This is a genomic window from Bacillus sp. NTK071, from assembly GCF_017303315.1.
In the GTDB taxonomy this organism is placed as follows: Bacteria; Bacillota; Bacilli; order Bacillales; family Guptibacillaceae; genus Guptibacillus.
This window is the reverse complement of the sequence record NZ_JAFKOI010000011.1, coordinates 1-22,755: the sequence shown is the minus strand read 5'-3', so window position 1 is coordinate 22,755 and position 22,755 is coordinate 1. Positions and strand designations below refer to the sequence as shown.

At 42.9% G+C, this 22,755-nt stretch carries 22 protein-coding genes, 3 rRNA genes and 1 riboswitch; of the genes, 3 read left to right on the top strand and 22 right to left on the bottom strand.

All coding sequences use genetic code 11. The features are described 5' to 3' along the window. Nucleotides 1-16: 16 nt before the first annotated feature. The 4 genes from pcrA to JI666_RS15475 form a co-directional block, all read right to left on the bottom strand. Nucleotides 17-2,239, bottom strand: coding sequence for a DNA helicase PcrA (pcrA, locus tag JI666_RS15490; RefSeq protein ID WP_206893446.1), 2,223 nt, complete (start codon nt 2,237-2,239; stop codon nt 17-19). 64 nt (nt 2,240-2,303) lie between these two features. Beyond that, complete coding sequence (pcrB, locus tag JI666_RS15485; protein ID WP_206893445.1) at nt 2,304-2,993, bottom strand: heptaprenylglyceryl phosphate synthase; 690 nt, start codon at nt 2,991-2,993, stop codon at nt 2,304-2,306. A gap of 518 nt (nt 2,994-3,511) precedes the next feature. After that, nucleotides 3,512-3,808 carry a YerC/YecD family TrpR-related protein gene (locus tag JI666_RS15480; protein WP_136948324.1) on the bottom strand — a complete coding sequence of 99 codons (297 nt, stop codon included), beginning with the start codon at nt 3,806-3,808 and terminating at the stop codon, nt 3,512-3,514. Between the two features lie 154 nt (nt 3,809-3,962). Continuing rightward, nucleotides 3,963-5,702 (bottom strand): adenine deaminase C-terminal domain-containing protein, encoded by a 1,740-nt coding sequence (locus tag JI666_RS15475; protein ID WP_206893444.1) that lies wholly within the window; start codon nt 5,700-5,702, stop codon nt 3,963-3,965. A 93-nt stretch (nt 5,703-5,795) separates the two neighbouring features. On the opposite strand from JI666_RS15475, the gene JI666_RS15470 reads away from it, so the two are divergent. Both JI666_RS15470 and JI666_RS21955 read left to right on the top strand, forming a co-directional pair. Further along, nucleotides 5,796-6,044 carry a YgaP family membrane protein gene (locus JI666_RS15470; protein WP_169525589.1) on the top strand — a complete coding sequence of 83 codons (249 nt, stop codon included), beginning with the start codon at nt 5,796-5,798 and terminating at the stop codon, nt 6,042-6,044. A 71-nt stretch (nt 6,045-6,115) separates the two neighbouring features. Then, complete coding sequence (locus tag JI666_RS21955; protein ID WP_330218555.1) at nt 6,116-6,217, top strand: EYxxD motif small membrane protein; 102 nt, start codon at nt 6,116-6,118, stop codon at nt 6,215-6,217. On the opposite strand, the gene purD is transcribed toward JI666_RS21955, so the two are convergent. The 14 genes from purD to JI666_RS15400 all read right to left on the bottom strand — a co-directional run bounded on the left by purD (nt 6,195) and on the right by JI666_RS15400 (nt 19,885). Next, nucleotides 6,195-7,460, bottom strand: coding sequence for a phosphoribosylamine--glycine ligase (purD, locus tag JI666_RS15465; protein ID WP_206893440.1), 1,266 nt, complete (start codon nt 7,458-7,460; stop codon nt 6,195-6,197). The two genes, JI666_RS21955 and purD, sit on opposite strands and share 23 nt — an antisense overlap. 15 nt (nt 7,461-7,475) lie before the next feature. After that, nucleotides 7,476-9,014, bottom strand: coding sequence for a bifunctional phosphoribosylaminoimidazolecarboxamide formyltransferase/IMP cyclohydrolase (gene purH, locus JI666_RS15460; RefSeq protein WP_206893439.1), 1,539 nt, complete (start codon nt 9,012-9,014; stop codon nt 7,476-7,478). A gap of 14 nt (nt 9,015-9,028) precedes the next feature. Further along, a complete protein-coding gene (gene purN / locus JI666_RS15455; protein ID WP_206893437.1) occupies nt 9,029-9,607 on the bottom strand; it encodes a phosphoribosylglycinamide formyltransferase in 579 nt (192 codons plus the stop codon). Next, complete coding sequence (gene purM, locus JI666_RS15450; protein ID WP_206893435.1) at nt 9,604-10,644, bottom strand: phosphoribosylformylglycinamidine cyclo-ligase; 1,041 nt, start codon at nt 10,642-10,644, stop codon at nt 9,604-9,606. Before purM ends, purN begins: the two co-directional genes overlap by 4 nt. 15 nt (nt 10,645-10,659) lie before the next feature. Further along, nucleotides 10,660-12,072 carry an amidophosphoribosyltransferase gene (gene purF, locus JI666_RS15445; protein ID WP_206893433.1) on the bottom strand — a complete coding sequence of 471 codons (1,413 nt, stop codon included), beginning with the start codon at nt 12,070-12,072 and terminating at the stop codon, nt 10,660-10,662. Then, on the bottom strand, nt 12,048-14,273 hold the full coding sequence (gene purL / locus JI666_RS15440; RefSeq protein ID WP_206893432.1) for a phosphoribosylformylglycinamidine synthase subunit PurL: 2,226 nt from the start codon (nt 14,271-14,273) through the stop codon (nt 12,048-12,050). Before purL ends, purF begins: the two co-directional genes overlap by 25 nt. Further along, nucleotides 14,257-14,940 carry a phosphoribosylformylglycinamidine synthase subunit PurQ gene (purQ, locus tag JI666_RS15435; protein ID WP_206893431.1) on the bottom strand — a complete coding sequence of 228 codons (684 nt, stop codon included), beginning with the start codon at nt 14,938-14,940 and terminating at the stop codon, nt 14,257-14,259. Before purQ ends, purL begins: the two co-directional genes overlap by 17 nt. Continuing rightward, entirely contained in the window at nt 14,937-15,188 is a 252-nt protein-coding gene (gene purS, locus JI666_RS15430) for a phosphoribosylformylglycinamidine synthase subunit PurS (RefSeq protein ID WP_206893430.1), read from the bottom strand. The genes purQ and purS overlap by 4 nt, the downstream gene beginning before the upstream one ends. Then, nucleotides 15,176-15,901: a phosphoribosylaminoimidazolesuccinocarboxamide synthase gene (purC, locus tag JI666_RS15425; RefSeq protein WP_206893425.1), complete on the bottom strand. Its 726-nt coding sequence runs from the start codon at nt 15,899-15,901 to the stop codon at nt 15,176-15,178. The genes purS and purC overlap by 13 nt, the downstream gene beginning before the upstream one ends. 22 nt (nt 15,902-15,923) lie before the next feature. Further along, nucleotides 15,924-17,216: an adenylosuccinate lyase gene (purB, locus tag JI666_RS15420; protein WP_206893423.1), complete on the bottom strand. Its 1,293-nt coding sequence runs from the start codon at nt 17,214-17,216 to the stop codon at nt 15,924-15,926. A gap of 25 nt (nt 17,217-17,241) precedes the next feature. Beyond that, complete coding sequence (purK, locus tag JI666_RS15415; protein ID WP_206893421.1) at nt 17,242-18,354, bottom strand: 5-(carboxyamino)imidazole ribonucleotide synthase; 1,113 nt, start codon at nt 18,352-18,354, stop codon at nt 17,242-17,244. Further along, on the bottom strand, nt 18,351-18,836 hold the full coding sequence (purE, locus tag JI666_RS15410; RefSeq protein ID WP_206893419.1) for a 5-(carboxyamino)imidazole ribonucleotide mutase: 486 nt from the start codon (nt 18,834-18,836) through the stop codon (nt 18,351-18,353). The genes purK and purE overlap by 4 nt, the downstream gene beginning before the upstream one ends. 142 nt (nt 18,837-18,978) lie before the next feature. Continuing rightward, nucleotides 18,979-19,080: riboswitch (purine riboswitch) on the bottom strand. A gap of 79 nt (nt 19,081-19,159) precedes the next feature. Then, nucleotides 19,160-19,354: an NETI motif-containing protein gene (locus tag JI666_RS15405; RefSeq protein WP_048313445.1), complete on the bottom strand. Its 195-nt coding sequence runs from the start codon at nt 19,352-19,354 to the stop codon at nt 19,160-19,162. Between the two features lie 3 nt (nt 19,355-19,357). Further along, entirely contained in the window at nt 19,358-19,885 is a 528-nt protein-coding gene (locus tag JI666_RS15400; protein ID WP_206893416.1) for a DUF2179 domain-containing protein, read from the bottom strand. A 223-nt stretch (nt 19,886-20,108) separates the two neighbouring features. Between JI666_RS15400 and JI666_RS15395 the strand changes: the two genes are divergently transcribed. Next, a complete protein-coding gene (locus tag JI666_RS15395; RefSeq protein WP_206893415.1) occupies nt 20,109-20,549 on the top strand; it encodes an Hsp20/alpha crystallin family protein in 441 nt (146 codons plus the stop codon). Nucleotides 20,550-20,706: 157 nt separating this feature from the next. Here JI666_RS15395 and JI666_RS15390 read toward each other — a convergent pair whose 3' ends face one another. From JI666_RS15390 to JI666_RS15375, 4 genes are all read right to left on the bottom strand, one after another. Further along, entirely contained in the window at nt 20,707-21,354 is a 648-nt protein-coding gene (locus JI666_RS15390) for a nitroreductase family protein (RefSeq protein ID WP_206893412.1), read from the bottom strand. A 259-nt stretch (nt 21,355-21,613) separates the two neighbouring features. Further along, a 5S ribosomal RNA gene (gene rrf / locus JI666_RS15385) occupies nt 21,614-21,730 on the bottom strand. Nucleotides 21,731-22,178: 448 nt separating this feature from the next. Continuing rightward, nucleotides 22,179-22,295: ribosomal RNA gene (rrf, locus tag JI666_RS15380) — 5S ribosomal RNA — on the bottom strand. Between the two features lie 364 nt (nt 22,296-22,659). Then, a 23S ribosomal RNA gene (locus tag JI666_RS15375) occupies nt 22,660-22,755 on the bottom strand; the annotation flags it as partial.

Sequence of the window (22,755 nt, the reverse complement as noted above, 5' to 3'; positions counted from 1 at the left end):
TCACCTTCTAATATGGCTATTGCTTCTCAATAGGGGCAAACTTCGCCAGAAGACGCTTGATACCAACTGGATTTGGGAATGCAATATCAAGCTCGGTCGAATCACCTTCTCCTTTTACGCTAACAACCGTTCCAACACCCCATTTGCGGTGGCTAGCTTTATCTCCAACTTTCCAGTTAAGGGAGTCGCCTCCCGTTGAAGTAAGTTGAGGACGGCGTGGCGTTTTAGGCGTAGCTGGCCTTGAAGAACGCGGGTTTGATCCACCTGAGAATGGTGATGCCGGTTTTTCCTGACCTTCTTTTTCAAGTAGCTCTTCTGGAATTTCGCCAATAAAGCGAGATACCGGATTCGCGTTGGTTTTACCATAAAGCGTTCGAAGACGAGCATTTGTTAAGAAAAGCTCTTCTTCAGCTCTTGTTATTCCAACATAAGCTAGACGACGTTCTTCTTCCATTTCCTCTTCTTCAAATAGTGAACGACTATGTGGGAAGACGCCTTCCTCCATGCCGATTAAAAAGACAACAGGAAACTCAAGACCTTTTGCAGAATGGAGCGTCATGAGGGTAACCGCTTCTTTTTCTTCATTCTCATCTTCATCAAGCTTATCGATATCAGCTACAAGCGCAAGATCTGTAAGGAATGCGATTAAGCTTTTATCTTCACTTGCTTTCTCAAACTCTTGCGTAACGGATAGGAATTCATCAATATTTTCTAATCTTGTTTGTGCCTCAATCGTATTTTCGTTTCTCAAGGAATCACGGTAACCAGATTTATCAATCACTTCTTCAACTAGTTCAGAGACAGCTAAATATTCTTGCATCTGTGTCCAATTCGCCATTTGATTTCCAAAGGTTCGAAGTGATTTCGTAAATCGAGCGCTAAGACCAATCTGTTCTACTTCTTGAAGAGCAGTGAAGATCGAAATATCTTGGTTCGCAGCATACTGTGCCACCTTGTCCATTGTAGAGGCGCCAACACCCCGTTTTGGTACGTTTACAATCCTAAGTAAGCTAATGTCATCGTCTGGATTTGCAATCAATCTAAGGTAGGCAAGCACGTCCTTAATCTCTTTCCGATCGTAGAACTTTGTACCGCCAACAATGTTGTACGTAATGTTAGATTTGTTTAGAATTTCCTCAATAACTCGGGACTGAGCATTTGTCCGATAGAGAATCGCAATCTGTGAATTTGTGCGCTTTCCACTATTCACCATATCTAGAATCTTTCCGGTCACAAAGCGACTTTCATCGTGTTCGTCATTGCCCTGATAGTACGTAATATGCGGTCCATCCTGGTTATCCGTCCAAAGCTTCTTTGGTTTCCGGTTCATATTGTTTTCAATTACAACATTTGCTGCCTGAAGAATCTTCTTCGTTGAACGGTAATTCTGTTCAAGGAAGATCGCCCGTGCACTAGGATAATCTTTTTCAAATGAAAGGATATTCTGGATATCAGCGCCACGCCAGCGGTATATTGACTGATCGGAATCACCCACAACACACAGGTTCTGGTACTTCTCAGCCATCAATTTAACCAGTACATACTGTGCCTTGTTTGTATCCTGGTACTCATCAACGTGAATATACTGAAACTTACGCTGGTAGAATTCAAGAACCTCAGGTACTTTTTTGAAAAGTGTTATTGTACGCATGATGAGGTCGTCGAAATCAAGCGCCTGATTTTTACGAAGCTGTTTCTGATACTGCTCGTACGCATCAGATACGACACTTTCATATGGTCCCTTTGCATTCGCTTTGTAATCCTCAGGTGATTGCAGTTCATTCTTTGCGGAACTAATACTGCCAAGAATGCCTCGAGGCTCGAATTTCTTAGGATCAACGTTCTGTTCCTTCAAAATCTTCTTAATGACAGTTAACTGATCTCCTGAATCAAGAATCGTGAAATTTCGGTTAATCCCAATTCGATCGCCATCTCTTCGTAATATACGTACGCACATGGAGTGGAATGTGGAGATCCAAATATCCTCTGACACAGGACCTGTAATTGAATTTACCCGTTCTCTCATCTCTCGTGCTGCTTTATTCGTAAATGTAATGGCAAGTATGTTCCACGGGGAAACCTGCTTCTCAACAAGCAAGTAGGCAATGCGGTGTGTTAGCACTCTTGTCTTTCCACTTCCTGCCCCGGCCATAATTAAGAGCGGTCCATCTGTATGCTTGACCGCTTCCTGCTGTTCGGGGTTCAATCCGTTCAATAATTTATCCACTATTCGCTGCATGTTCTAAGCACTCCTCACAAACGTATGTTCTTATTTCTTATTTTACCTGATCGACAGGAGAGAATCAATTTCCTTTAACTGCAGCAACCGTTTTAATCGCCTGCTTAATATTATCGTATATACTATTCCCAACTATAACCGTATCAGCATAAGCTGCCATCTCTTTTGCTTTCTCTGGTGAGTCAATTCCTCCGCCATAGAAAAGCATCGTATCATCAAGCACCTTGCTAACCTTCTGAACCAATTCAGCATCTCCATATGTGCCGCTATATTCCACATAAAATATCGGCAGCTTGAACATCTTCTCTGCCATTCGTGCATAGGCAAGCACATCGTCTTCTTCAATCCCAGTATTAGCCGACGTTAGATTCGCAACTTTTGATTCACTGTTTAGAATACAATACCCTTCCATCACAATTTCATCCCAATTCATAATCTCACCAAATTCTTTAACCGCTTCATGATGCAATCCCGTTACCCAACGGCTATCTTCCGTATTTAATACAGTTGGAATGAAATAGAAATCAAATCCCGGCGTCACAGCCTCAACCGTTGAGACCTCAAGTGCACATGGTACCGCGTACCTCCGAATGCGCGCAAGCAAATCCAGCGTCCGATCAAGAGTTACACCATCACTTCCCCCAACAATCACCGCATCCGTACCAGACTCACATATCGCCTCAAGATCATAGTCCTCAATTTCCTTATTCGGATCAAGCTTAAAAACATGCTTCCACTCTCGAAAATCAAACATCCTAAACCTTCCTCCCACTTTTCCTCATACGTTGGATTATATCAAAGAATACACGAAAAGCGGAAGTGGGCGTTTAGACTCGGCAGGCACTGGAACCCTAGACTTTGAACACGCCCTTTGTGTTCAGAGTCTAGGGTGAAGTGACCGAGAGTCTGCCCACTGCAGCTGGATCACGAAAAGCGGAAGTGGGCGTTTAGACTCGGTAGGCACTGGAACCCTAGACTTTGAACACGCCCTTTGTGTTCAGAGTCTAGGGTGAAGTGACCGAGAGTCTGCCCACTGCAGCTGGATCACGAAAAGCGGAAGCCTCCGTTTAGACTCGGCAGGCACTGGAGCCTAATCCGTAAAAACACAACATATCCGCGATTTTCGAGATATATCCGCGAGATTATGATTTTATCCGCGAAAATGGATGTTATATCCGCGAAAACTCAATTATATCCGCGAAATGTTAAAAATGCCGGTTAATCAGCACTATTTCCACACAAAAAAATGAGCCGATCTCCGGCTCATTCTCTCTACTCTTTATTATGGACACGATCAAGTGTCATTTGATAGCCGTCGTTTCCGTAATTCAGGCTACGTTTTACTCTTGAAATGGTTGCAGTACTTGCTCCCGTTTCTGTCTCAATTTTATGATACGTAAACCCTTCTCTCAGCATACGCGCTACTTCTAGGCGCTGGGCAAGAGATTGTATTTCGTTCACTGTTGCTAGATCATCAAAGAATAAATAGCATTCTTCAAGATCCTTTAATGAAAGGATGGCTTCAAAAAGCTGATCAAGTGTTTTACCTCGAAGTTTATCAATTTGCATTGTTAGTCCACTCTCCTTACTCAAAATATGTATCGTTCTATTCCAATCGTTCTGTATGAAAAGAGATCAACTCTCATTCTTCTATACGGCCTTCTTAACATTCTAGCCTTAACAACCATTCCTTTATTCCGTTAAGAGTTTACTTTGTTATAGTTTAACGCATTATCGAAGGAAAAAGTACCATTTTTCGCTTTACATCATAAATTCCTTGCTGCGTCAATCGAATAAAAGGTAAATGCGTAGAAGAGAAAAACAGTAGGCTATAGATAGGATCACCAAATGCGTACCCTCTTTCCTTTAGCTCTGTAATGATCCGTTTCTCTGCTTTCATTACGTCTTCAAGGGGTAATTCAGACATCTTTCCCATAAGAGGCAAATGAATCTCAGCAATTACTTCTTCGTCTTCTACAAGTGCAATCCCGCCACCAATTTGTCTGACTCGATTAAAGGCAGCGATCATATCAGATTTCTTTTTTCCGATTATAATAAAATCACCTGTATTCGAAAAGCTGCTAGCAAACCCCTTTACGTTCGTTGCAAAACCTTTAATAATTGTATTCACACGCCACTTGCCTTCACGACTTAGTAGCATAATAAAACTCTCGTCTGTTCCAGCAGGCAACTCATCAACAGAGGTTTCGATCGATAAATTGTATGGTTTTGTAATCACAGCATTTATCATTTCAACACCAGCTGGTCCGGAGAAGGTTAAGTCATTCGGTTTAAGCTCCCACTTTTCTTCAACAGCAGTAAGTCCGTGCTCTTCCCAGTCAAAGGACCAATCCTGCCCTACTTCTTCCCCATCACGCTTCAGCCATTTGCCACGCGCAAGGACTGATAAAGGAAGCGGATTCTCACTTGATTCAAGAATATTAATATGAGCAAGTCTACCAGGTGCTATCATACCATGTGTATCGGCTATACCGTAGTGGTTTGCCACATTATATGACACCATTGAATACGCATCTTCTGCAGGTACTCCTGTTTCTAAAGCAATGGAAATCAACTTGTCTGTCAGCCCTTGTTCAAGGAAGGAGGGGGTTGAGCCATCAGTGTTCATCATAACCCGATCAAAAGAGGTTACTCCTTTCTCAAGAAGAGACTCCAGAATCACTGGTAAATCAGGTCTGATGGAGGAGTAGCGAAGCGATGTCACCATTCCCATCTCTAACCTACGAAGTGCTTCATCTCCAGTCATTGCTTCATGGTCACACGAGACACCAAGCAGCCCCATCTTGGTTAATGTTGATAGGGACGCACCCGGGAGATGTCCCTCAATAGGCTTACCGAGTCTTCGTGTTTCCTGCATCCATTCTAATATTTCATCATCTCCACTTAGTACATCAGGCCAGGCTGTTAGCTCGCCTCCTTGTATAACAAGCGGATGAGAAAGCCACTCCTTCATATGTTTATTCGTTATGGCGTCTTCATCAAGAAGCTTTGTCTGCGCATCATATCGTGCCCACCAAAACATCGAAACGGGAAACTGATCAAGGTCCTCTATTAATGTAAGCGCTTTCTCGTGAGGCAAACCGAGAAGGAAAAGCATGTTATCATTCATCAATGTCGTTGTTCCCCGACTAGATGCATAGCGTGCAAACGTAAGGGGATTATAAAGTTGAAATGGATGAGCATGTGGTTCAATGTAACCTGGAACAAGACATTTTCCCTTGCAATCAATCCATTCTGTTGAATGATGCTCTTCAGGTAGAGCATCTCCAATATAGACGATGCGATCTTCATATACCCATATATTCGACGTAACCCATTTTTTTAATCCGTTGTTTAGGTAGGTTGCATTATAAAAAACGATCGATGGTGGCAACTCGCCAGAGACTACTTGCACTTGTTGTCGTAATTGCTGTTTTGTCCATAAATTTTTTCGTTTCGCCATAACCATCACCCGATTCAAGAAGTTTTCTTTATTTTAACATAATTTCGACACGTTGCTACTTTTGATTTGTAATTGATGAAAGGAGTTTTTTCCATGAAACCAAATATTAGTATGATGAACGCTTTTATTCGCCTTACTGCAGGTTTTGCTTTGCTCTCCTGGTCAACAGCTAAACTGTGTAAAGACGACAATAGCATGACGGCATTATTAATGGCAACTGTAGGTGCTATGAAAATCGCTGAAGGTCACACTCGGTATTGCCCAGTAGTGGATCTTATGACACAGGATGAAAACCGCGATCCCGATGAAACTGCACTGGAAAAAGTTATCAATCCTTCCTAGACCCTTAAGAACAAAAAAACTTCCCTGACAACAGGGAAGTTTCATCTATCTAATCATAAGGAGGTACGTATATGCTCGAGTATATAACAGATACTTGGTTAATCTATACGATGGTCATTGGTAGTATTGTTGCGATTGCTTTCGCTTATATTAAGAAGAAACGTGCGAGATAGCTCGATATCCGATATCCGTGCGGTAGAAGCCATCCTCAACGGTGACATGCTCTAATTCTTTATACACGGAACGACTTGCTTGTTTCAAATCTTCTCCTTTAGAAGCTACGAGTAAAACACGTCCGCCGTTTGTTACCAGTTCACTTTCAGAGTATTTCGTTCCGGCATGAAAAACAAGTGCTTCAGAACTCACCTCATCTAATCCAGTAATCGGCTTACCTTTCTCGTAACTGCCAGGGTATCCACCAGATGCAACAACAACGCCAATAACCGCTTCATCGCTCCAGGTTAGGTCTGGTGTTTCACCATCCAACATGGTAAGAACAGCTTGTACAAAATCTGATGTCATTCTTGGCAATACTACCTGTGTCTCAGGATCACCGAAGCGGGCATTAAATTCAATGACTTTTGGTCCTTCATTCGTCAGTATTAAACCTGCATAAAGAATGCCCGTGAATGAACGTCCATCTGCTTTCATCCCTTTGGCAGCCGGTCGCAAAATCGACTTTACCGCATGATCCACAACATCCTCGGATATTTGTGGAACCGGTGAATAGGCACCCATACCACCAGTATTAGGTCCTTGATCACCATTAAACGCTCGTTTGTGATCCTGGGAGATAACAAGTGGGTAGACGTGTTCTCCTTCTACTAGAGCCATTAACGAAAATTCTTCTCCATCTAGAAACTCTTCTATTACCACTTTCTCGCTCGCTGCACCGAACTGATTGTTCTCCATCATGTCATGAAGGCTTTCAAGTGCTTCATCAAGGGTCATTGCAACGACCACACCTTTACCAGCCGCAAGACCGTCTGCCTTCAGAACAATAGGTGCACCCATTTTTTCTACATAAGCCTTGGCTTCTTTATAATCTGTAAACGACTTTGAATAAGCCGCAGGAATACCGTTCGCTACCATTAACTCTTTAGCAAACGTTTTACTTCCTTCAATTAGAGCCGCTTCCTGTGTTGGTCCAAATACACGTAGGCCTGCTTCTTGAAATCGATTCACAATACCATCGAGTAGAGGTTGTTCAGGACCAACGAGTGTTAACTCGATATTTTCCTTTTTCGCAAAGGCTACGAGCCCTTCATGATCGCTCTCTTCAATCGGTACAAGTTTAGCCTCTGTCATCCCTACGTTGCCCGGTGCTACGTATACTTGATCAACAAGGCTGCTCTGTGCTGCTTTCCAAGCCATCACATGTTCACGACCACCGCGCCCAATCACCAAAACCTTCACAGGTAAAACCTCCTCTTAATGTTTAAAATGACGAACTCCAGTGAAGACCATCGTGATTCCATATTCATTGGCTTTCTTAATTGAATCCTCATCACGAATTGAACCTCCAGGCTGAATGATAGCCGTAACACCAGCACGTCCAGCTGCTTCAACAGTGTCATCCATTGGGAAGAAAGCATCGGAGCCCATTACAGATCCCTTACTTTTCTCACCTGCTTGTTCAATCGCAATATTAGCAGCACCTACACGATTCATTTGTCCTGCTCCAATCCCGATTGTCTGATCATTCTTAGTAAGCACAATTGCATTGGATTTCACATGCTTGACGACTTTCCAAGCAAGCTTCAGTGCTTCCCACTCTTTATCCGTCGGCTCACGGTCAGTAGGTACTGAAATATCAGCTTCTTCAAATCCGTAACGATCACGTTCTTGAAGAAGTAGGCCACCGTTTACTGATGTAAGCTGATGTTCAATAGCAGGAGAAGCAGAGACATCAAGCTTCAGTAAGCGAAGATTCTTTTTCTTCGTAAGGACAGCAAGAGCTTCTTCGGTAAACGCAGGGGCCATAATAATCTCCAAGAAAATTTCTTTTAATTTCAATGCTGTTGCTTCATCTACTTCACGATTAATTGCTACAATCCCACCGAAAATAGAAGTCGAATCTGCTTCATATGCTTTCTGGTAAGCTTCAACAATGGTCTCACCTGTTCCAACACCACAAGGATTCATATGTTTTACAGCAACAACAGCAGGCTGTTCGAATTCCTTAACAATATTAAGAGCAGCATTCGCATCATTAATATTATTGTAAGAAAGCTCTTTGCCATTTAATTGTTCCGCTGAAGCAAGAGATGCTCCTTTGTAGAGTGGTTTACGATAGAATACGGCTTTCTGATGAGGATTTTCACCATATCGCAACGTTTGTTTTCGTTCAAAGGTAACTGTTAGTGATTCAGGCTCTTCTTCTCCTGATTGTGCTGTTAAGTATTCGGAGATGACTGCGTCGTATGAAGCAGTATGGCGGAATACCTTTGCAGCAAGCTCTCTACGAAGAATTTGAGTGGTATCTCCATTCTCCTCAACCTGGCGAAGTACACGATTGTAGTCGGAAGGATCAACAACAACCGTCACATCACGATGGTTTTTCGCTGCAGAGCGAAGCATTGTCGGTCCACCAATATCAATGTTCTCAATGGCATCTTCATACGTTACATCAGGCTTCTCGATCGTCTCTTGGAATGGGTAAAGATTCACGACAACGAGGTCGATTGGCTTAATGTTCAATTCATCTAGCTGCTTCTGATGCTCTTCATTGTCTCGAACTGCAAGCAAACCACTGTGAACATTTGGATGAAGCGTCTTTACTCGCCCATCAAGAATTTCAGGGAATCCTGTTACATCAGAAATCCCCATTACGTTCACACCCGCTTCTTCAAGAGCACGTTTGGTTCCACCAGTAGAGATCACCTCTACACCTTTGTCGGCAAGTCCTTTTGCAAATGCTGTAATATCTGTTTTATCAGAAACACTGATTAATGCTCGTTTAATAGCCATACTTCTTCCTCCCATTACCTTGTGATTTTCTCCTGAAGAAGGGAACGAATGACGGCAGGATACAAGAGGTGCTCAACTGCCTGAATTTTTCGTCCTAAATCCTCTTTTGTGTCATTCTCATCAATTCGAACGTAATCTTGTTCAATGATTGTTCCGGTATCCATTCCCTCATCCACGAAATGAACGGTTACTCCCGTTAGTTTAACTCCTGCTTCAAAAGCCTGTCCGATTGCGTCCTTTCCAGGAAAAGACGGAAGGAGTGACGGATGAATATTTATAATTCTCCCTTCGAATCCTTGAAGGAGTATCGGTCCGATTAATCTCATATAGCCTGCAAGTATAATCCACTCAATACCTGCTTCATGCAACTGTTGAAGAATAAAGGTTTCGAAATCAGCTTTTGATTCATAAGATTTTGGATAGAAAGAAAGGACAGGAATGCCAAATGCCTCTGCCCTTTTTTCTACTTTTGCACCAGGACGGTCACAAACGACAAGCGAAATCTCCGCATCAAGTTCACCGTTCTCGATTGCTGCGGCAATCGCTTCAAAGTTCGAGCCGCTTCCAGATGCGAATATGGCTATCTTTTTCATGACAAGTCACCGCCACCGAATTCAATTCCTTCACCTTTTTTAACACGACCAATCATAAAGGCTCTCTCGCCATCTGCTTCAAGCTGTTTCATCACACTAACAGCCTCATCCCCAGGAACCGCTAGCACCATACCGATGCCCATATTAAATGTTGTGAACATTTCTTTTCGAGCAAGCTTTCCTTTTGACTCAATTAGATCAAAAATTGCCGGGATTGGCCATGAACCATAATCAATCTGAGCCGCAAGTCCTTCAGGAAGCATACGTGGAATGTTTTCTTCAAATCCTCCACCTGTAATGTGTGCAATCCCATGAACCGTGTGTGTCTTAAGAACGTTAAGAACAGGTTTAACATAGATGCGAGTTGGAGCAAGCAAGGCTTCGCCAAGCGTCTTTCCAAGAGCTTCATATGAGGATTCTAGATCCAAGCCGTTATCCTTTAACAATACTTTTCGAACAAGCGAGAAGCCATTACTGTGAATACCATTTGAAGCAAGGCCAACAAGCACGTCGCCTTCCTTCACATTTTCAGTGGTAATCAACTGTGACTTTTCGACCGCGCCAACCGTAAATCCAGCAAGATCATAATCATTTTCTTTATACATGTCAGGCATTTCCGCTGTTTCTCCACCAATGAGCGCACAACCTGCTTGTGAACACCCTTCAGCAACACCTTTAACGATAGCTTCAATTCGCTCCGGAGCTAGCTTGCCTGTTGCAATATAATCTAGAAAATAAAGTGGTTCTGCTCCTTGTGCTACAACATCGTTTACACACATTGCTACGCAATCAATCCCGATTGTATCATGCTGATCCATTTGAATCGCAAGCATCAGCTTAGTGCCTACACCATCTGTGCCAGAAACAAGGACGGGTTTTTCATAAGGTAGTTCTGACAAATCAAACATGCCACCAAAACCGCCGATCCCTCCCATTACGCCTGGACGCATCGTCTTCTTCACATGAGGCTTAATCCGGTCTACCGCTTCATAACCTGCTTCAATATTTACGCCTGCCTGCCTATATGCTTCTGCCATAATGGCCTCCTTCGGTTAGACTTTTTCGTAAGGATGAACCGTATCGGGATATATTTCAGTAGGATAGTTTCCAGTAAAGCAACCAAGACACTGTCCGCAATTGGAACCTTCGTCTTCTCTACCGATTGCTGTCGTCATACCTTCTGTTGAGAGAAATGTAAGTGAGTCTGCACCGATCTCGTCGCACATTTCATCGACACTCATCTTCGCTGCAATCAATTCTCCAGAGTTCGATGTATCGATTCCGTAATAACATGGGCTAATAATTGGAGGAGCACTGATACGAACGTGCACTTCCTTTGCTCCAGCTTCCCTGAGCATGGTGACAATTCTCCTACTCGTTGTTCCACGCACAATCGAATCATCAACAATCACGACTCGTTTTCCTTCAACAACACCACGAACAGGGGAAAGCTTCATCTTCACTCCACGTTCTCTCAGCTCCTGTGAAGGTTGAATAAACGTTCTTCCAACATAGCGGTTTTTGATTAGGCCCATCTCATAGGGAATGCCAGATTCTTCAGCATATCCAATTGCAGCGGAGATACTTGAATCAGGTACACCTGTTACGATATCCGCTTCAATTGGTGCCTCTTTCGCAAGCTGTTTACCAAGCTTCTTTCGAGCGGTATGCACATTAATGTTCTCAATATTACTGTCAGGTCTTGAGAAATAGATATACTCCATTGAACAAATGGCTCGAGAAACCGATGATGAGAAGCGTTCAGACTCCAAGCCATTCTCGCTAATGATGAGAAGCTCTCCAGGCTGTACATCTCGAATATATTCAGCTCCGATAAGGTCAAATGCACATGTTTCCGATGCCACAACGTACGCACCTTCAAGAATACCAAGTGACAAAGGTCTTAACCCGTGTGGATCAAGAGCGACCATCATTTCTTTTTCTGTCATCATGATAAAAGCGTACGCACCCTTAACCATAGTGAGCGCATTTTTGACCTTTTCACGCTGACTTAAATAACCGCTTCTCTTAATTAAGTGTGCAAGCACTTCTGTGTCTGAAGTCGTTTGAAAAATACTTCCTTGGCCTTCAAGCTGATGCTTGAGCGCATTAGCGTTCACAAGGTTTCCGTTATGCGCAAGGGCAAGCCCACCATTCTGCGAGCGGAAAACGAGTGGTTGGACGTTCTCATACCCACCGCCACCAGCTGTCGAGTATCGCACATGACCGATTGCACCGTTGCCTTCAAGCTGATCAAGATCACCTGGACCAAACACGTCATTCACTAGGCCGATCCCTTTATGATTGTAGAGACGATCTCCATCTGTTGAGACAATACCTGCTCCTTCTTGCCCGCGGTGTTGCAAGCTATGCAGTCCATAATATGTGAGGGAAGCTGCATCTGGGTGCCCCCAGATGCCAAATACGCCACACTCTTCATTTAAGCCTTTGATTTCACCAAACATGGAATAGCTCCCTTCCAGGCTGCTTCAAGTTCTTGAACAGGAGCATCGAAAATATGTGTTTCATCTTCATGCATAATCGTTAACATACCTGTTCCGGTAACCTCGCCGATTAGTTTCGCTCCAGTTCGTAGCTCAAATGCCTGCTGATGTTCCCCCTTGATGGTTACAAGAAAACGAGATTGTGATTCACTAAATAGATCTGTTGTTACGTCTCCATCGATGCGAACATTGGCACCAAAATCTGTACCAATTAATGATTCTGCTAGAGCGACACTAAGTCCACCTTCTGCAAGGTCATGTGCTGATTGTACAAGTCCATCCTGAATCGCTGTTAACAGTTGGTTCTGAAGCTCTTTTTCCACTTCAAGATTCAATGTAGGAGCTTGACCAGAGATTTTTCCGTCTAGGTACTTTTGAAGCTCACTTCCTCCGAAATCTTCGCCCGTTTCTCCTAGCATATAAATCAAGTTTCCTTCTTCTTTGAACGCTTGTGTCGTCACATGATCGAGATCATGAACAAGTCCGACCATACCGACAACCGGCGTTGGATAAACTGCGACGCCGTTCGTTTCATTATAAAGAGATACATTTCCACCGATAACTGGAGCGTTCAGCATGCGACACGCCTCACTCATACCATCTGTGGCTTTTTCAATCTGCCAGAAAATTTCAGGCTTCTCAGGGTTTCCAAAGTTTAAGCAATCTGTAATCGCTAGTGGCTCTCCACCAGAACAGACAATATTACGCGCCGCTTCCGCCACAGCAATTTGTCCGCCTACTTCAGGATCAAGATACAAATAGCGAGAGTTACAGTCCGTTGTCATCGCCAGTGCTTTTCTTGTACCGCGGACGCGGACAACAGCTGCGTCAGACCCTGGTGCAACAACGGTATTCGTACGAACCATATAATCGTATTGATCAAAAACCCATTCCTTACTCGAAATAGTTGGCTGACTAAGTAGGGTATATAGCATTCCCTTCGGATCTTCCACCACTGGAATCGGTCTATGAATCTGCTGATTTTCAATATAGTAATCTGGAATGCGGGATGGTTTATGGTAAACAGGTGCTTCCTCAGCGAGTGCATCAACTGGGACATCTGCTACAACTTCACCTTTATGAAGAAGTTTGAACCTCTTCTCTTCTGTCACTACGCCAACTTCTTTACACAAGAGGCCCCATCGATCCGTGATTTCTTTGATCTCTGCTTCATGACCCTTCTTCACGACAACAAGCATTCGCTCCTGTGATTCAGAAAGCATCATTTCATATGGTGTCATGCCTTTTTCGCGCTGAGGAACTTCATCAAGGTTCATCTCAAGTCCCATACCTGCTTTACTGGCCATTTCTGATGCGGATGACGTTAACCCAGCCGCTCCCATATCCTGAATGCCAACAAGCGAATCACAGTGAACAAGCTCAAGACATGCTTCAAGAAGCAATTTCTCCATAAACGGATCGCCAACCTGAACAGCTGGACGTTTTTCGTCAGAAACATCAGTCAATTCTTCAGATGCGAAAGTTGCACCATGAATTCCGTCACGCCCTGTGCTTGCACCTACGTACATCACCGTGTTACCAGCTCCGGATGCAATCCCCTTTTGAATATCTTTATGATCAATTAAACCAACACACATCGCATTAACAAGTGGGTTACCATCGTAAGAAGCATCAAACTGTACCTCTCCGCCCACTGTTGGAATTCCAATACAATTACCGTAGCCAGCAATCCCTGCAACGACTTCTTCAAAAAGGTACTTCACTTTCGGGTTGCTAAGTTCACCGAAACGAAGAGAATTAAGAAGCGCAATAGGGCGAGCCCCCATAGAGAAAACGTCTCGGATAATGCCACCAACTCCAGTAGCCGCGCCCTGATAAGGCTCGATCGCTGATGGATGGTTATGACTTTCAATCTTGAATACGACAGCCTGCTCGTCACCAATATCAACGATTCCAGCACCTTCACCAGGTCCCTGAAGAACACGTTCACCAGTGACTGGGAACTTTTTTAAGACCGGCTTGGAATTTTTGTAGCTACAATGCTCAGACCACATAACGGAGAAAAGTCCAGTCTCCGTATAATTTGGTATACGACCGAGAATCTTTTCTACCATACCGAACTCGTCATCTGTTAAACCCATTTGACTATAGATCTTTTGATCTTTGATCATCTCAGGTGTAGGTTCATGCATGTGTGACATGGGATTCCCTCCAGTTGCGTAGTATCGATTTAAATAGCTTTAATCCGTCCGCGCTTCCTAACAATTCATCTACCGCTCGTTCAGGGTGTGGCATCATGCCAAGCACATTGCCTTCTTCATTCACAATACCTGCGATGTCTTCAACTGAACCATTCGGGTTATCTGCATAGCTGAATGCAATACGGTTGTCTTTCTTAAGCTGTGCTAACGTTTCTTCATCGCAATAGTAGTTTCCTTCACCATGAGCGATCGGCACTGTAATTTCTTCACCGTTCTCATATGCTGAAGTAAACATCGTTTCATTGTTTTGAACCCGTAAAGTCACAGGGCGGCACATAAACTTCAAATTCTTATTTCGTTTCATGGCACCCGGTAATAGACCTGCTTCCAAGAGAATTTGGAATCCGTTGCACACGCCTAAAACTGGCTTTCCAGTTTCAGCAGCCTTTATGACTTCAGGCATGATCGGTGCAAAGCGGGCAATCGCACCGCTACGTAAATAGTCTCCATAGGAGAACCCACCAGGTAGAAGAATCGCATCGTAGTTTGCTAGATTCTGCTCATCGTACCGGACATAAACCGCTTCTTCTCCAAGCTCATCTTTGATGGCATGATACATATCCACATCGCAGTTTGAACCCGGGAACACAATCACTGCAAATTTCACTGTGCGACTCCCTCCTCGATTTCATAGGTGTAATCTTCAATCACTGTATTCGCAAGAAGCTTCTCGCAAATTTCTTGAATGCGCTGATTAAGGTTTTCCGTATCTTTAACGGTAAGCTCCATGTATTTTCCGATTCGTACATCTTCTACTTCATTGTAAGAAAGACTGTGGAGTGAATTCTTAACAGCACTCCCCTGTGGATCTAGTACACTTTCTTTTAACGTTACATAGACTTTTACTTTATACATGATTCGGATCCCCCTAAACGAGCTAGAATTTGTTCGTACGCTTCTGTCAGATTACCAATGTCTCTTCGAAACACATCTTTATCTAGTTTTTCATTTGTTTTGCTGTCCCACAATCTACATGTATCCGGCGATATTTCATCAGCAAGCATAATCTTTCCTTCTGCTGTCATACCGAATTCAAGCTTAAAGTCCACTAGTTTCACATCACGCTCGAGGAAATAGTCTCGTAGTAGCGTATTTATTCTCAACGCCCGTTCTTTCAAATCATTAACTGTATCTTCTGTCGCAAGTTCAAGTTCAAGCACATGATCAAGCGTTAGAAGAGGATCACCAAGGTCATCATTCTTGTAGTAGAATTCAACGATCGGCTGTTTTAGAAGCTTACCTTCTTCAACACCGGTTCGTTTGGAAAAGCTCCCGGCGGCGATGTTCCGAACAACCACTTCGAGTGGTATGATCGATACCCGCTTCACAAGCTGCTCTGTAGAAGACAATTTTTCAATAAAATGGCTCTCAATGCCCGCACTCTTCAAATAATCAAAGAGCAAACTTGTGATTTCATTGTTCAGTCTTCCTTTACCTGAGATTGTCGCTTTCTTCTCACCGTTATAAGCTGTTGCTGAATCTTTATACTCGACCCATACAACCTCTGCTTCGTTTGTTGCATAAATTCGCTTCGCTTTACCTTCGTACAACAATCCTTGCTTTTCCATGGTGATCCCCTCCGATGCTTAATTAAAGTCCGAGACGTTCAAATATCATATCCACCGGCTTCAGGTGGTAGTTGTAATCAAAGCAGTCATCAATTTCGGATTCACTAAGCTGATCAGTAATTTTAGGATCCGCTTCTACTAATTCTCTAAACTGAATACCGCGCTCCCATGCATCCATTGTTTTCGGCTGAACAAGATCATATGCTGCTTCTCGTGACATCCCTTTATCAATAAGAGATAGAAGAACGCGTTGGCTGTAGATTAATCCGTATGTTCTCGTCATATTACGCTTCATGTTTTCTGGGAAAACCGTTAACTTTGAAACGATACCAGCAAAACGATTCAGCATATAATTAAGTGCTATCGTTGCATCTGGCAAAATCACACGCTCTGCAGAAGAATGGGAGATATCGCGTTCGTGCCATAGTGCCACATTCTCGTAAGCTGTTGTCATATAACCACGAATCACACGTGCCATTCCCGTCATGTTTTCAGAACCGATCGGATTCCGTTTATGAGGCATTGCGGATGAACCTTTTTGACCTTTTGCAAAGAATTCTTCCACCTCACGCGTTTCACTTTTCTGTAGTCCGCGGATTTCAACTGCAAACTTTTCGATAGACGTTGCAACAAGCGCAAGTGATGACATATAGTGTGCATGACGATCGCGCTGAAGTGTTTGTGTCGAAATTGGTGCTGGTTGAAGACCAATCTTTTCACATACATACTGCTCAATAAACGGATCAATGTTCGCATATGTTCCAACTGCTCCAGATAGCTTACCGAATCGAACATTTTCAGAAGCTGTTTTGAAGCGATCAAGGTTACGCTTCATTTCTTCATACCATAGCGCCATTTTAAGACCAAAAGTTGTTGGTTCTGCATGAACACCATGTGTTCTACCCATCATAACTGTGTATTTATGTTCTTGTGCTTTTGCTTTGAGCACCTCAATGAATTTCTCAATATCCATAATCAAAAGATCGTTCGCTTGCTTAAGCTGGTAAGACAAAGCGGTGTCGACCACATCTGTTGACGTTAAGCCATAATGGACCCACTTGCGCTCTTCTCCTAGCGTTTCTGAAACGGCTCTAGTAAAAGCAACGACGTCATGACGCGTTTCTTCTTCAATCGCATGAATGCGTTCCACGTTAAATCCTGCGTTTTCACGGATTTTCTGCACATCTTCTTTAGGAATAATCCCTAACTCCGCCCATGCTTCACATGCAAGAATTTCTACCTCGAGCCACGCATTGTAGCGATTTTCCTCTGTCCAAATAGCTCCCATCTCTGGGCGTGTATAACGTTCAATCATATTAAGTCCTCCTGGTCTATTATCTTTACTCCCATAATTTCCATTGCGTCATCCGCTCAATCGCATCTTCAGTTGATGATGCAAGAAAGTTAACATGACCCATTTTGCGATTATGCTTCGCTTCGTCTTTTCCATATAAATGAAGCTTTGCGCTACCAAGTTCCGATACACTATTTAGTAGAGGTGACACATGCTGACCGAGCAAATTTCCCATTACAACGGGTGTTACCTGCTTCGTGCTCCCAAGCGGCAAACCGCATATCGCTCGAATATGCTGTTCAAATTGAGAAGTTTCGCATGCTTCCATCGTATAATGTCCTGAATTGTGAGGTCTTGGTGCAAGTTCATTTACATATAGCTCATTATCTTTTAAGAAAAGTTCAACTGCAAGTGTTCCAACAAGGTTCAGATTATTGGCAAGTTGTTTTCCCACCTCACTCGCCTCGTTCTTCATTGTCTCGTCTACTCGCGCTGGAACAATCGTTTGATGAAGAATATTGTTAACGTGAATGTTCTCTCCTACAGGGAACGTTGCTGTTTCTCCTGTTACGCTTCGTGTGACAATAACAGATAGTTCCTTTTGAAACGGCACCCAGCTTTCAAGTATGCAAGGTACATTTGGAAACGAAAGAGATTCAACGTCTTCTTGCTTTCTTAAAACCCACTGACCTTTTCCATCGTAACCGCCAGTCCGTGTTTTAAGTACGGAAGGCAAGCCGATCTTCTTTATGGCATTATATAGGTCTTGTTTAGAATCCACTGCTTCAAAAGGTGCAACTTGAAGGCCTGATTTCTGAATGGTTGTCTTCTCAACGTAGCGATCCTGTGTGATGCGAAGTAGCTCGCCACCCTGTGGCATATAAGCATTCTCCGTAAGCCACTTAGCCGTTTCGTGAGTGATATTCTCAAATTCATAAGTGATCACATCACTAACATCAGAAAGCTCTCTTGCTCCATCCAGATCATCATACCCACTTACAACTTCATGATCCGCTACTTGACCACATGGTGAACCACTCTTAGGTTCAAGTACAGCGATACGATAGCCCATCTCTCTTGCCTTTAAAGCCATCATTCTACCAAGCTGACCGCCACCTAGAATTCCTATTGTACTTCCAGGTAAAATGGTTCTATTCATAAAGTATCACTACTTTCGAGTACCGCTTCTTTCATCCGTGTTCGATAATCGCTAAGCTTCTGTTCAATTCCTTTATCGTTCGTGCTTAGAATTTGTGCTGCTAGAAGCCCTGCGTTCTTCGCTCCTGCTTTTCCAATCGCCACTGTTGCGACTGGTACTCCTCCTGGCATCTGAACAATGGAAAGCAGTGAATCAAGACCATTCAACGTTCGCGATTGAACAGGCACCCCTATTACAGGAAGTGTTGTCTTAGCAGCAACCATACCTGGCAAATGTGCGGCGCCACCAGCACCTGCAATGATCACCTTAAGACCACGCTCTCTTGCTGACTCCGCGTACTCAAACATTAACTCAGGTGTTCTGTGAGCTGAAACAACTTTTTTCTCAAATGGAATATTAAGTTCTTCTAGTATGTCACAGGCATGCTTCATCGTTTCCCAATCTGATGTGCTACCCATTATGATGCCAATTTTCGCTATCATGCTATTCCTCCTTCAGTGAAGGTACTAATTAATCTAAATAGTTTGAAAATAACAGAAAAGCCCGAGATAGAATTCTTCTATTTACTTAGAAGAAGCTTCTACCTCGGGCGAAAACACATCCATCCTGTCCTGCACATACGCAAAACACGACTTTCCCCCTCATAGTCCGACGATTAATGGTCGTCAGGTAGAAACTTATGGGCCTTATTCCCAAGATTATATGAGGTATCCTTTTAACTCCTCTTACATAGTAACAAGAGCCACGTTCAACTGTCAACGTAAAATCGAACGATGCGTTTTAAATCAAGTCTAATGTTCGGTTTTTACTTCAACTTTCCTTCAAAAACAATTCTCTGTCCACAATGCTCAGGTTCTTTGGAACCTTTACGTTCTTTAAAGACTGGCTCTTCACGGCGTCTGACTGGCATGTAGCCTTCGTCGTCCATGCGCTTTAAGCAATCTGATAGAGACTCATTTTCTTGAACTTCAAACTTCTTTTTCTTAGGCTTCTTTTCCATACATTACCTCCGGATTTTTCTAACCCAGAATCCTCCCTGGAAGGTACGGGGTTCATAGGAGATGACGAATGCCTTCGGATCGAGCTCTTCAATTGACTGATAGAGCTTTCGTTCAGACTTACGTGATGTTAGAATCTGCATCACTAGGCGTTCTCCCTGACGTCCATGGGCAAGATAATGTGTTACACCATAACCAACGTCTCTTAATTTATTGGGAATATCATCTTCAAGCTTCGTTGTAATTGCATTTACTGTAATATAACCAAGGGCTAGGTACTCTTCAATCTTCATTCCTACTATTATACCCACACCAAAACCAAGGGCGTATGCAATAACGTTCTGTATCTGCCCTAGATTATCGAGGACGAGACCAAGTCCAATAACATAAATCGCAATTTCAATTGTCCCAGTAATTGCTGCAAGGTATCGCTGCCCTTTAAGCGTTAGAATCGTACGCATCGTAAGAAACGATACATAAACGATATTAATAGCAAAAATGGTAGCAACCATGCCAAGACCACTATCAAGCATGTCCATCCTCCTTCTTCCTTATCTCTAAAACTCCAACTTTCCCTAGCATAACACGATCAAACATTGAACCGCATGGGTTAATTACTGATTCCAACTAAAAAGTTTCAATCGGAACTTTCTTTTATACCATTCACTTTACCGAATGTTTTAAACTGCATTATATCTTTTTTAACAAAGATATAATGTGGAGCATATAATGGGAAAAAGCCCAGGAGGAGAAGTCATGGGAGATTACTGGAGTCAAATGTACGACTGGCGAAACAAAATGAACAAATTCATGGGAGATGATTTCTGGACGGATTTTCAGGATATGTTCGTATCAAATGGCCCTCTCGTCAATCTCTACGAAGCTGGTAATGAACTGATCTGCACCGTCTATCTCCCAGGTATTAAGAAAGTAGATGATGTGGATGTGTATATTCATTATCGTACGCTAAAAGTAAAAGGTCAGACAAACATGTCCCTTAAGGGCTATCGAAATGTGCAGGAAGAATACAAGCATGGCCCTTTTGAACGAATCGTTGAACTTCCCTTTCCAGTACGAGAAAAACCAATTGATGCTAGCTACAAACGAGGCATTCTGTTGATTCACCTTCATCGGCTGATCGAATCGAAGGAAGAACGGAAGCGTTTGAAGATTACAGATGATGAATCAGGAGAATAACTGGATGGAGAAGTGATTGGTGGCATTCAATCGCTTCTTTTTTACTATTAAGATTATACATTCTACAATAAAATTATTTAGGGATAAAATTTAATAGATTAACTAACAAAACCAAAAAAGAAGAAGCATGCCATGCTTCCTCTTCTCAGATCGCTTACTAATAAAATTTCACTCGTTCTTCAACAGGTTTAAACTCTTTATCTCCGGGAGGAGCAATTGGGTTACCAAAAGGCATTTGAGCGATTAGCTCCCAGCTCTCAGGTACATTCCACTCTTCTTTCACTTGCTCGTCTATTATTGGATTGTAATGCTGTAGAGAAGCACCAAGCCCCTCTTTTTCTAGCGCTGTCCAAATCACAAATTGAAGCATACCTGAAGAATGCTGTGACCATTTAGGAAAGGTATCCGCAAACGTAGGGAGTTTTTCTTGAAGTCCCTTAATCACATCCTGATCTTCAAAGAAGAGAACAGTGCCATATCCACTTGCAAAGCCATTCATCTTGTCTTCTGTCGAACTAAACTGATCTGCTGGAACAATGCCACGAAGCGTTTCTTTCGTAATCTCATTCCAAAGTTTAATGTGATTATCGTCAAGCAGCACAACGACTCTCGCGCTTTGTGAGTTAAATGCTGACGGTGTATGGAGAACAGCATATTCAATCACTTCTTGTAAATTCTCATCTGAGATTGTACGCTCTTTTCCAATCCCATAAATAGACCTTCTTTCTTTCACTGCTTCTAAGAAATCCCTGCTACCTCCAGGTTTCATCGAACCATTTCCAAAAATCCTTTCCTTCATACCCATGTATATAACCACCTTTTTTATTATTTTTTGTAATTAAGGGGGTTCATATTCTCTGAAGGATCTTTTATTGTTATTTTTCGATGATTGGTTAAGATTAATTGGTGGTGTAAGGAGGATTGCTAGTGATAATGCACCATTTATCCGCTGTTTTGAGATTATATCCACAATTCTGTTTGTAAGAAGCGTTTGTTAGATATGTGCTTCTAAAAAATACATACAAAAAAGCCAGAGACTGTTTGATCTCTGACTTCTCAAAGTTGCCTAGCGACGTCCTACTCTTGCAGGAGGAGATCCCCCAACTACCATCGGCGCTGAAGAGCTTAACTTCCGTGTTCGGCATGGGAACGGGTGTGACCTCTTCGCCATCATCACTAGACTAATCAATGGTTGATCCACTAGAAAGTGTTTAACCAAGGACAAGATATATCTTACTATACTTCTTTATGAAGTTCAAGAGAAATTTTATTCTCTCATAAATAAAGAGCACTCACGACATTTTCTACATAAGATTTTAAAAAAAACGATTTTTGATACATTAACATTACTTACGGTATGCCCTTTTGTTTTTTTGGAGGAAGATGCAACGCTGTTTTGTCACAATGCCTCTCTTCGCTGATGTGCTCAATAGTTATTATGGTTTATCCGCGATATTTTCGATATATCCGCGAAAATAAAATTATATCCGCGATTTTCATGATTTTATCCGCGAATTTGAGAATATATCCGCGATTCTGTTCTGAAGCAGCGATTGTTAGTCAAAATCCTATTTAGTTAAAACCATACAAAAAAGCCAGAGACCATTTGATCTCTGACTTCTCATTATTGCCCAGCGACGTCCTACTCTTGCAGGGGGAGATCCCCCAACTACCATCGGCGCTGAAGAGCTTAACTTCCGTGTTCGGCATGGGAACGGGTGTGACCTCTTCGCCATCATCACTAGACTAACAGGATGTTAGCCGTTCGATGTTCACCACAGGACGTGGTGGAACTTAGTCGAACTTCCTTTTTTCAGGTTTGTACCCTGAAAACTAGATAGCACTCACAACGTTTTCCAATAAGAATGTCCAGCTACGTGAGCCAAATCCTCGATCGTTTCACCTTTTTCGCCTGACGCACAAAGCGCGTCTGACTCAAAAGCTTCCAACGCTTGTCGGATTTAAACGGCTCACTTCGCTTTTCGTAATGTCTAGTTCCGCAGGCTACATTCTTGCCCATTTCACTCTTTCACTTCAGGCGAAAAGCGCCTTACGTTCAAGAGCTCCAATGGTCTACGAATGTGACCAAGCCTGCTTTACTTTTCGTTTTTAGGTTAAGCCCTCGATCGATTAGTATTCGTCAGCTCCACGTGTTGCCACGCTTCCACCCCGAACCTATCTACCTCATCATCTCTAAGGGATCTTA

Coding starts and splice junctions, on each gene's coding strand:
- purN (WP_206893437.1), bottom strand. CDS start 9,607: ATGAAAAAGATAGCCATATTCGCATCTGGAAGCGGCTCGAACTTTGAA.
- JI666_RS15480 (WP_136948324.1), bottom strand. CDS start 3,808: ATGCAAATTGATAAACTTCGAGGTAAAACACTTGATCAGCTTTTTGAA.
- pcrA (WP_206893446.1), bottom strand. CDS start 2,239: ATGCAGCGAATAGTGGATAAATTATTGAACGGATTGAACCCCGAACAG.
- purE (WP_206893419.1), bottom strand. CDS start 18,836: ATGATAGCGAAAATTGGCATCATAATGGGTAGCACATCAGATTGGGAA.
- JI666_RS15395 (WP_206893415.1), top strand. CDS start 20,109: ATGGGAGATTACTGGAGTCAAATGTACGACTGGCGAAACAAAATGAAC.
- pcrB (WP_206893445.1), bottom strand. CDS start 2,993: ATGTTTGATTTTCGAGAGTGGAAGCATGTTTTTAAGCTTGATCCGAAT.
- purH (WP_206893439.1), bottom strand. CDS start 9,014: ATGGCTATTAAACGAGCATTAATCAGTGTTTCTGATAAAACAGATATT.
- purS (WP_206893430.1), bottom strand. CDS start 15,188: ATGTATAAAGTAAAAGTCTATGTAACGTTAAAAGAAAGTGTACTAGAT.
- JI666_RS15470 (WP_169525589.1), top strand. CDS start 5,796: ATGAAACCAAATATTAGTATGATGAACGCTTTTATTCGCCTTACTGCA.
- purM (WP_206893435.1), bottom strand. CDS start 10,644: ATGGCAGAAGCATATAGGCAGGCAGGCGTAAATATTGAAGCAGGTTAT.
- purK (WP_206893421.1), bottom strand. CDS start 18,354: ATGAATAGAACCATTTTACCTGGAAGTACAATAGGAATTCTAGGTGGC.
- purB (WP_206893423.1), bottom strand. CDS start 17,216: ATGATTGAACGTTATACACGCCCAGAGATGGGAGCTATTTGGACAGAG.
- purL (WP_206893432.1), bottom strand. CDS start 14,273: ATGTCACACATGCATGAACCTACACCTGAGATGATCAAAGATCAAAAG.
- JI666_RS15390 (WP_206893412.1), bottom strand. CDS start 21,354: ATGGGTATGAAGGAAAGGATTTTTGGAAATGGTTCGATGAAACCTGGA.
- JI666_RS15400 (WP_206893416.1), bottom strand. CDS start 19,885: ATGCTTGATAGTGGTCTTGGCATGGTTGCTACCATTTTTGCTATTAAT.
- JI666_RS15475 (WP_206893444.1), bottom strand. CDS start 5,702: ATGGCGAAACGAAAAAATTTATGGACAAAACAGCAATTACGACAACAA.
- purC (WP_206893425.1), bottom strand. CDS start 15,901: ATGGAAAAGCAAGGATTGTTGTACGAAGGTAAAGCGAAGCGAATTTAT.
- purF (WP_206893433.1), bottom strand. CDS start 12,072: ATGTTTGGTGAAATCAAAGGCTTAAATGAAGAGTGTGGCGTATTTGGC.
- JI666_RS21955 (WP_330218555.1), top strand. CDS start 6,116: ATGCTCGAGTATATAACAGATACTTGGTTAATCTATACGATGGTCATT.
- JI666_RS15405 (WP_048313445.1), bottom strand. CDS start 19,354: ATGGAAAAGAAGCCTAAGAAAAAGAAGTTTGAAGTTCAAGAAAATGAG.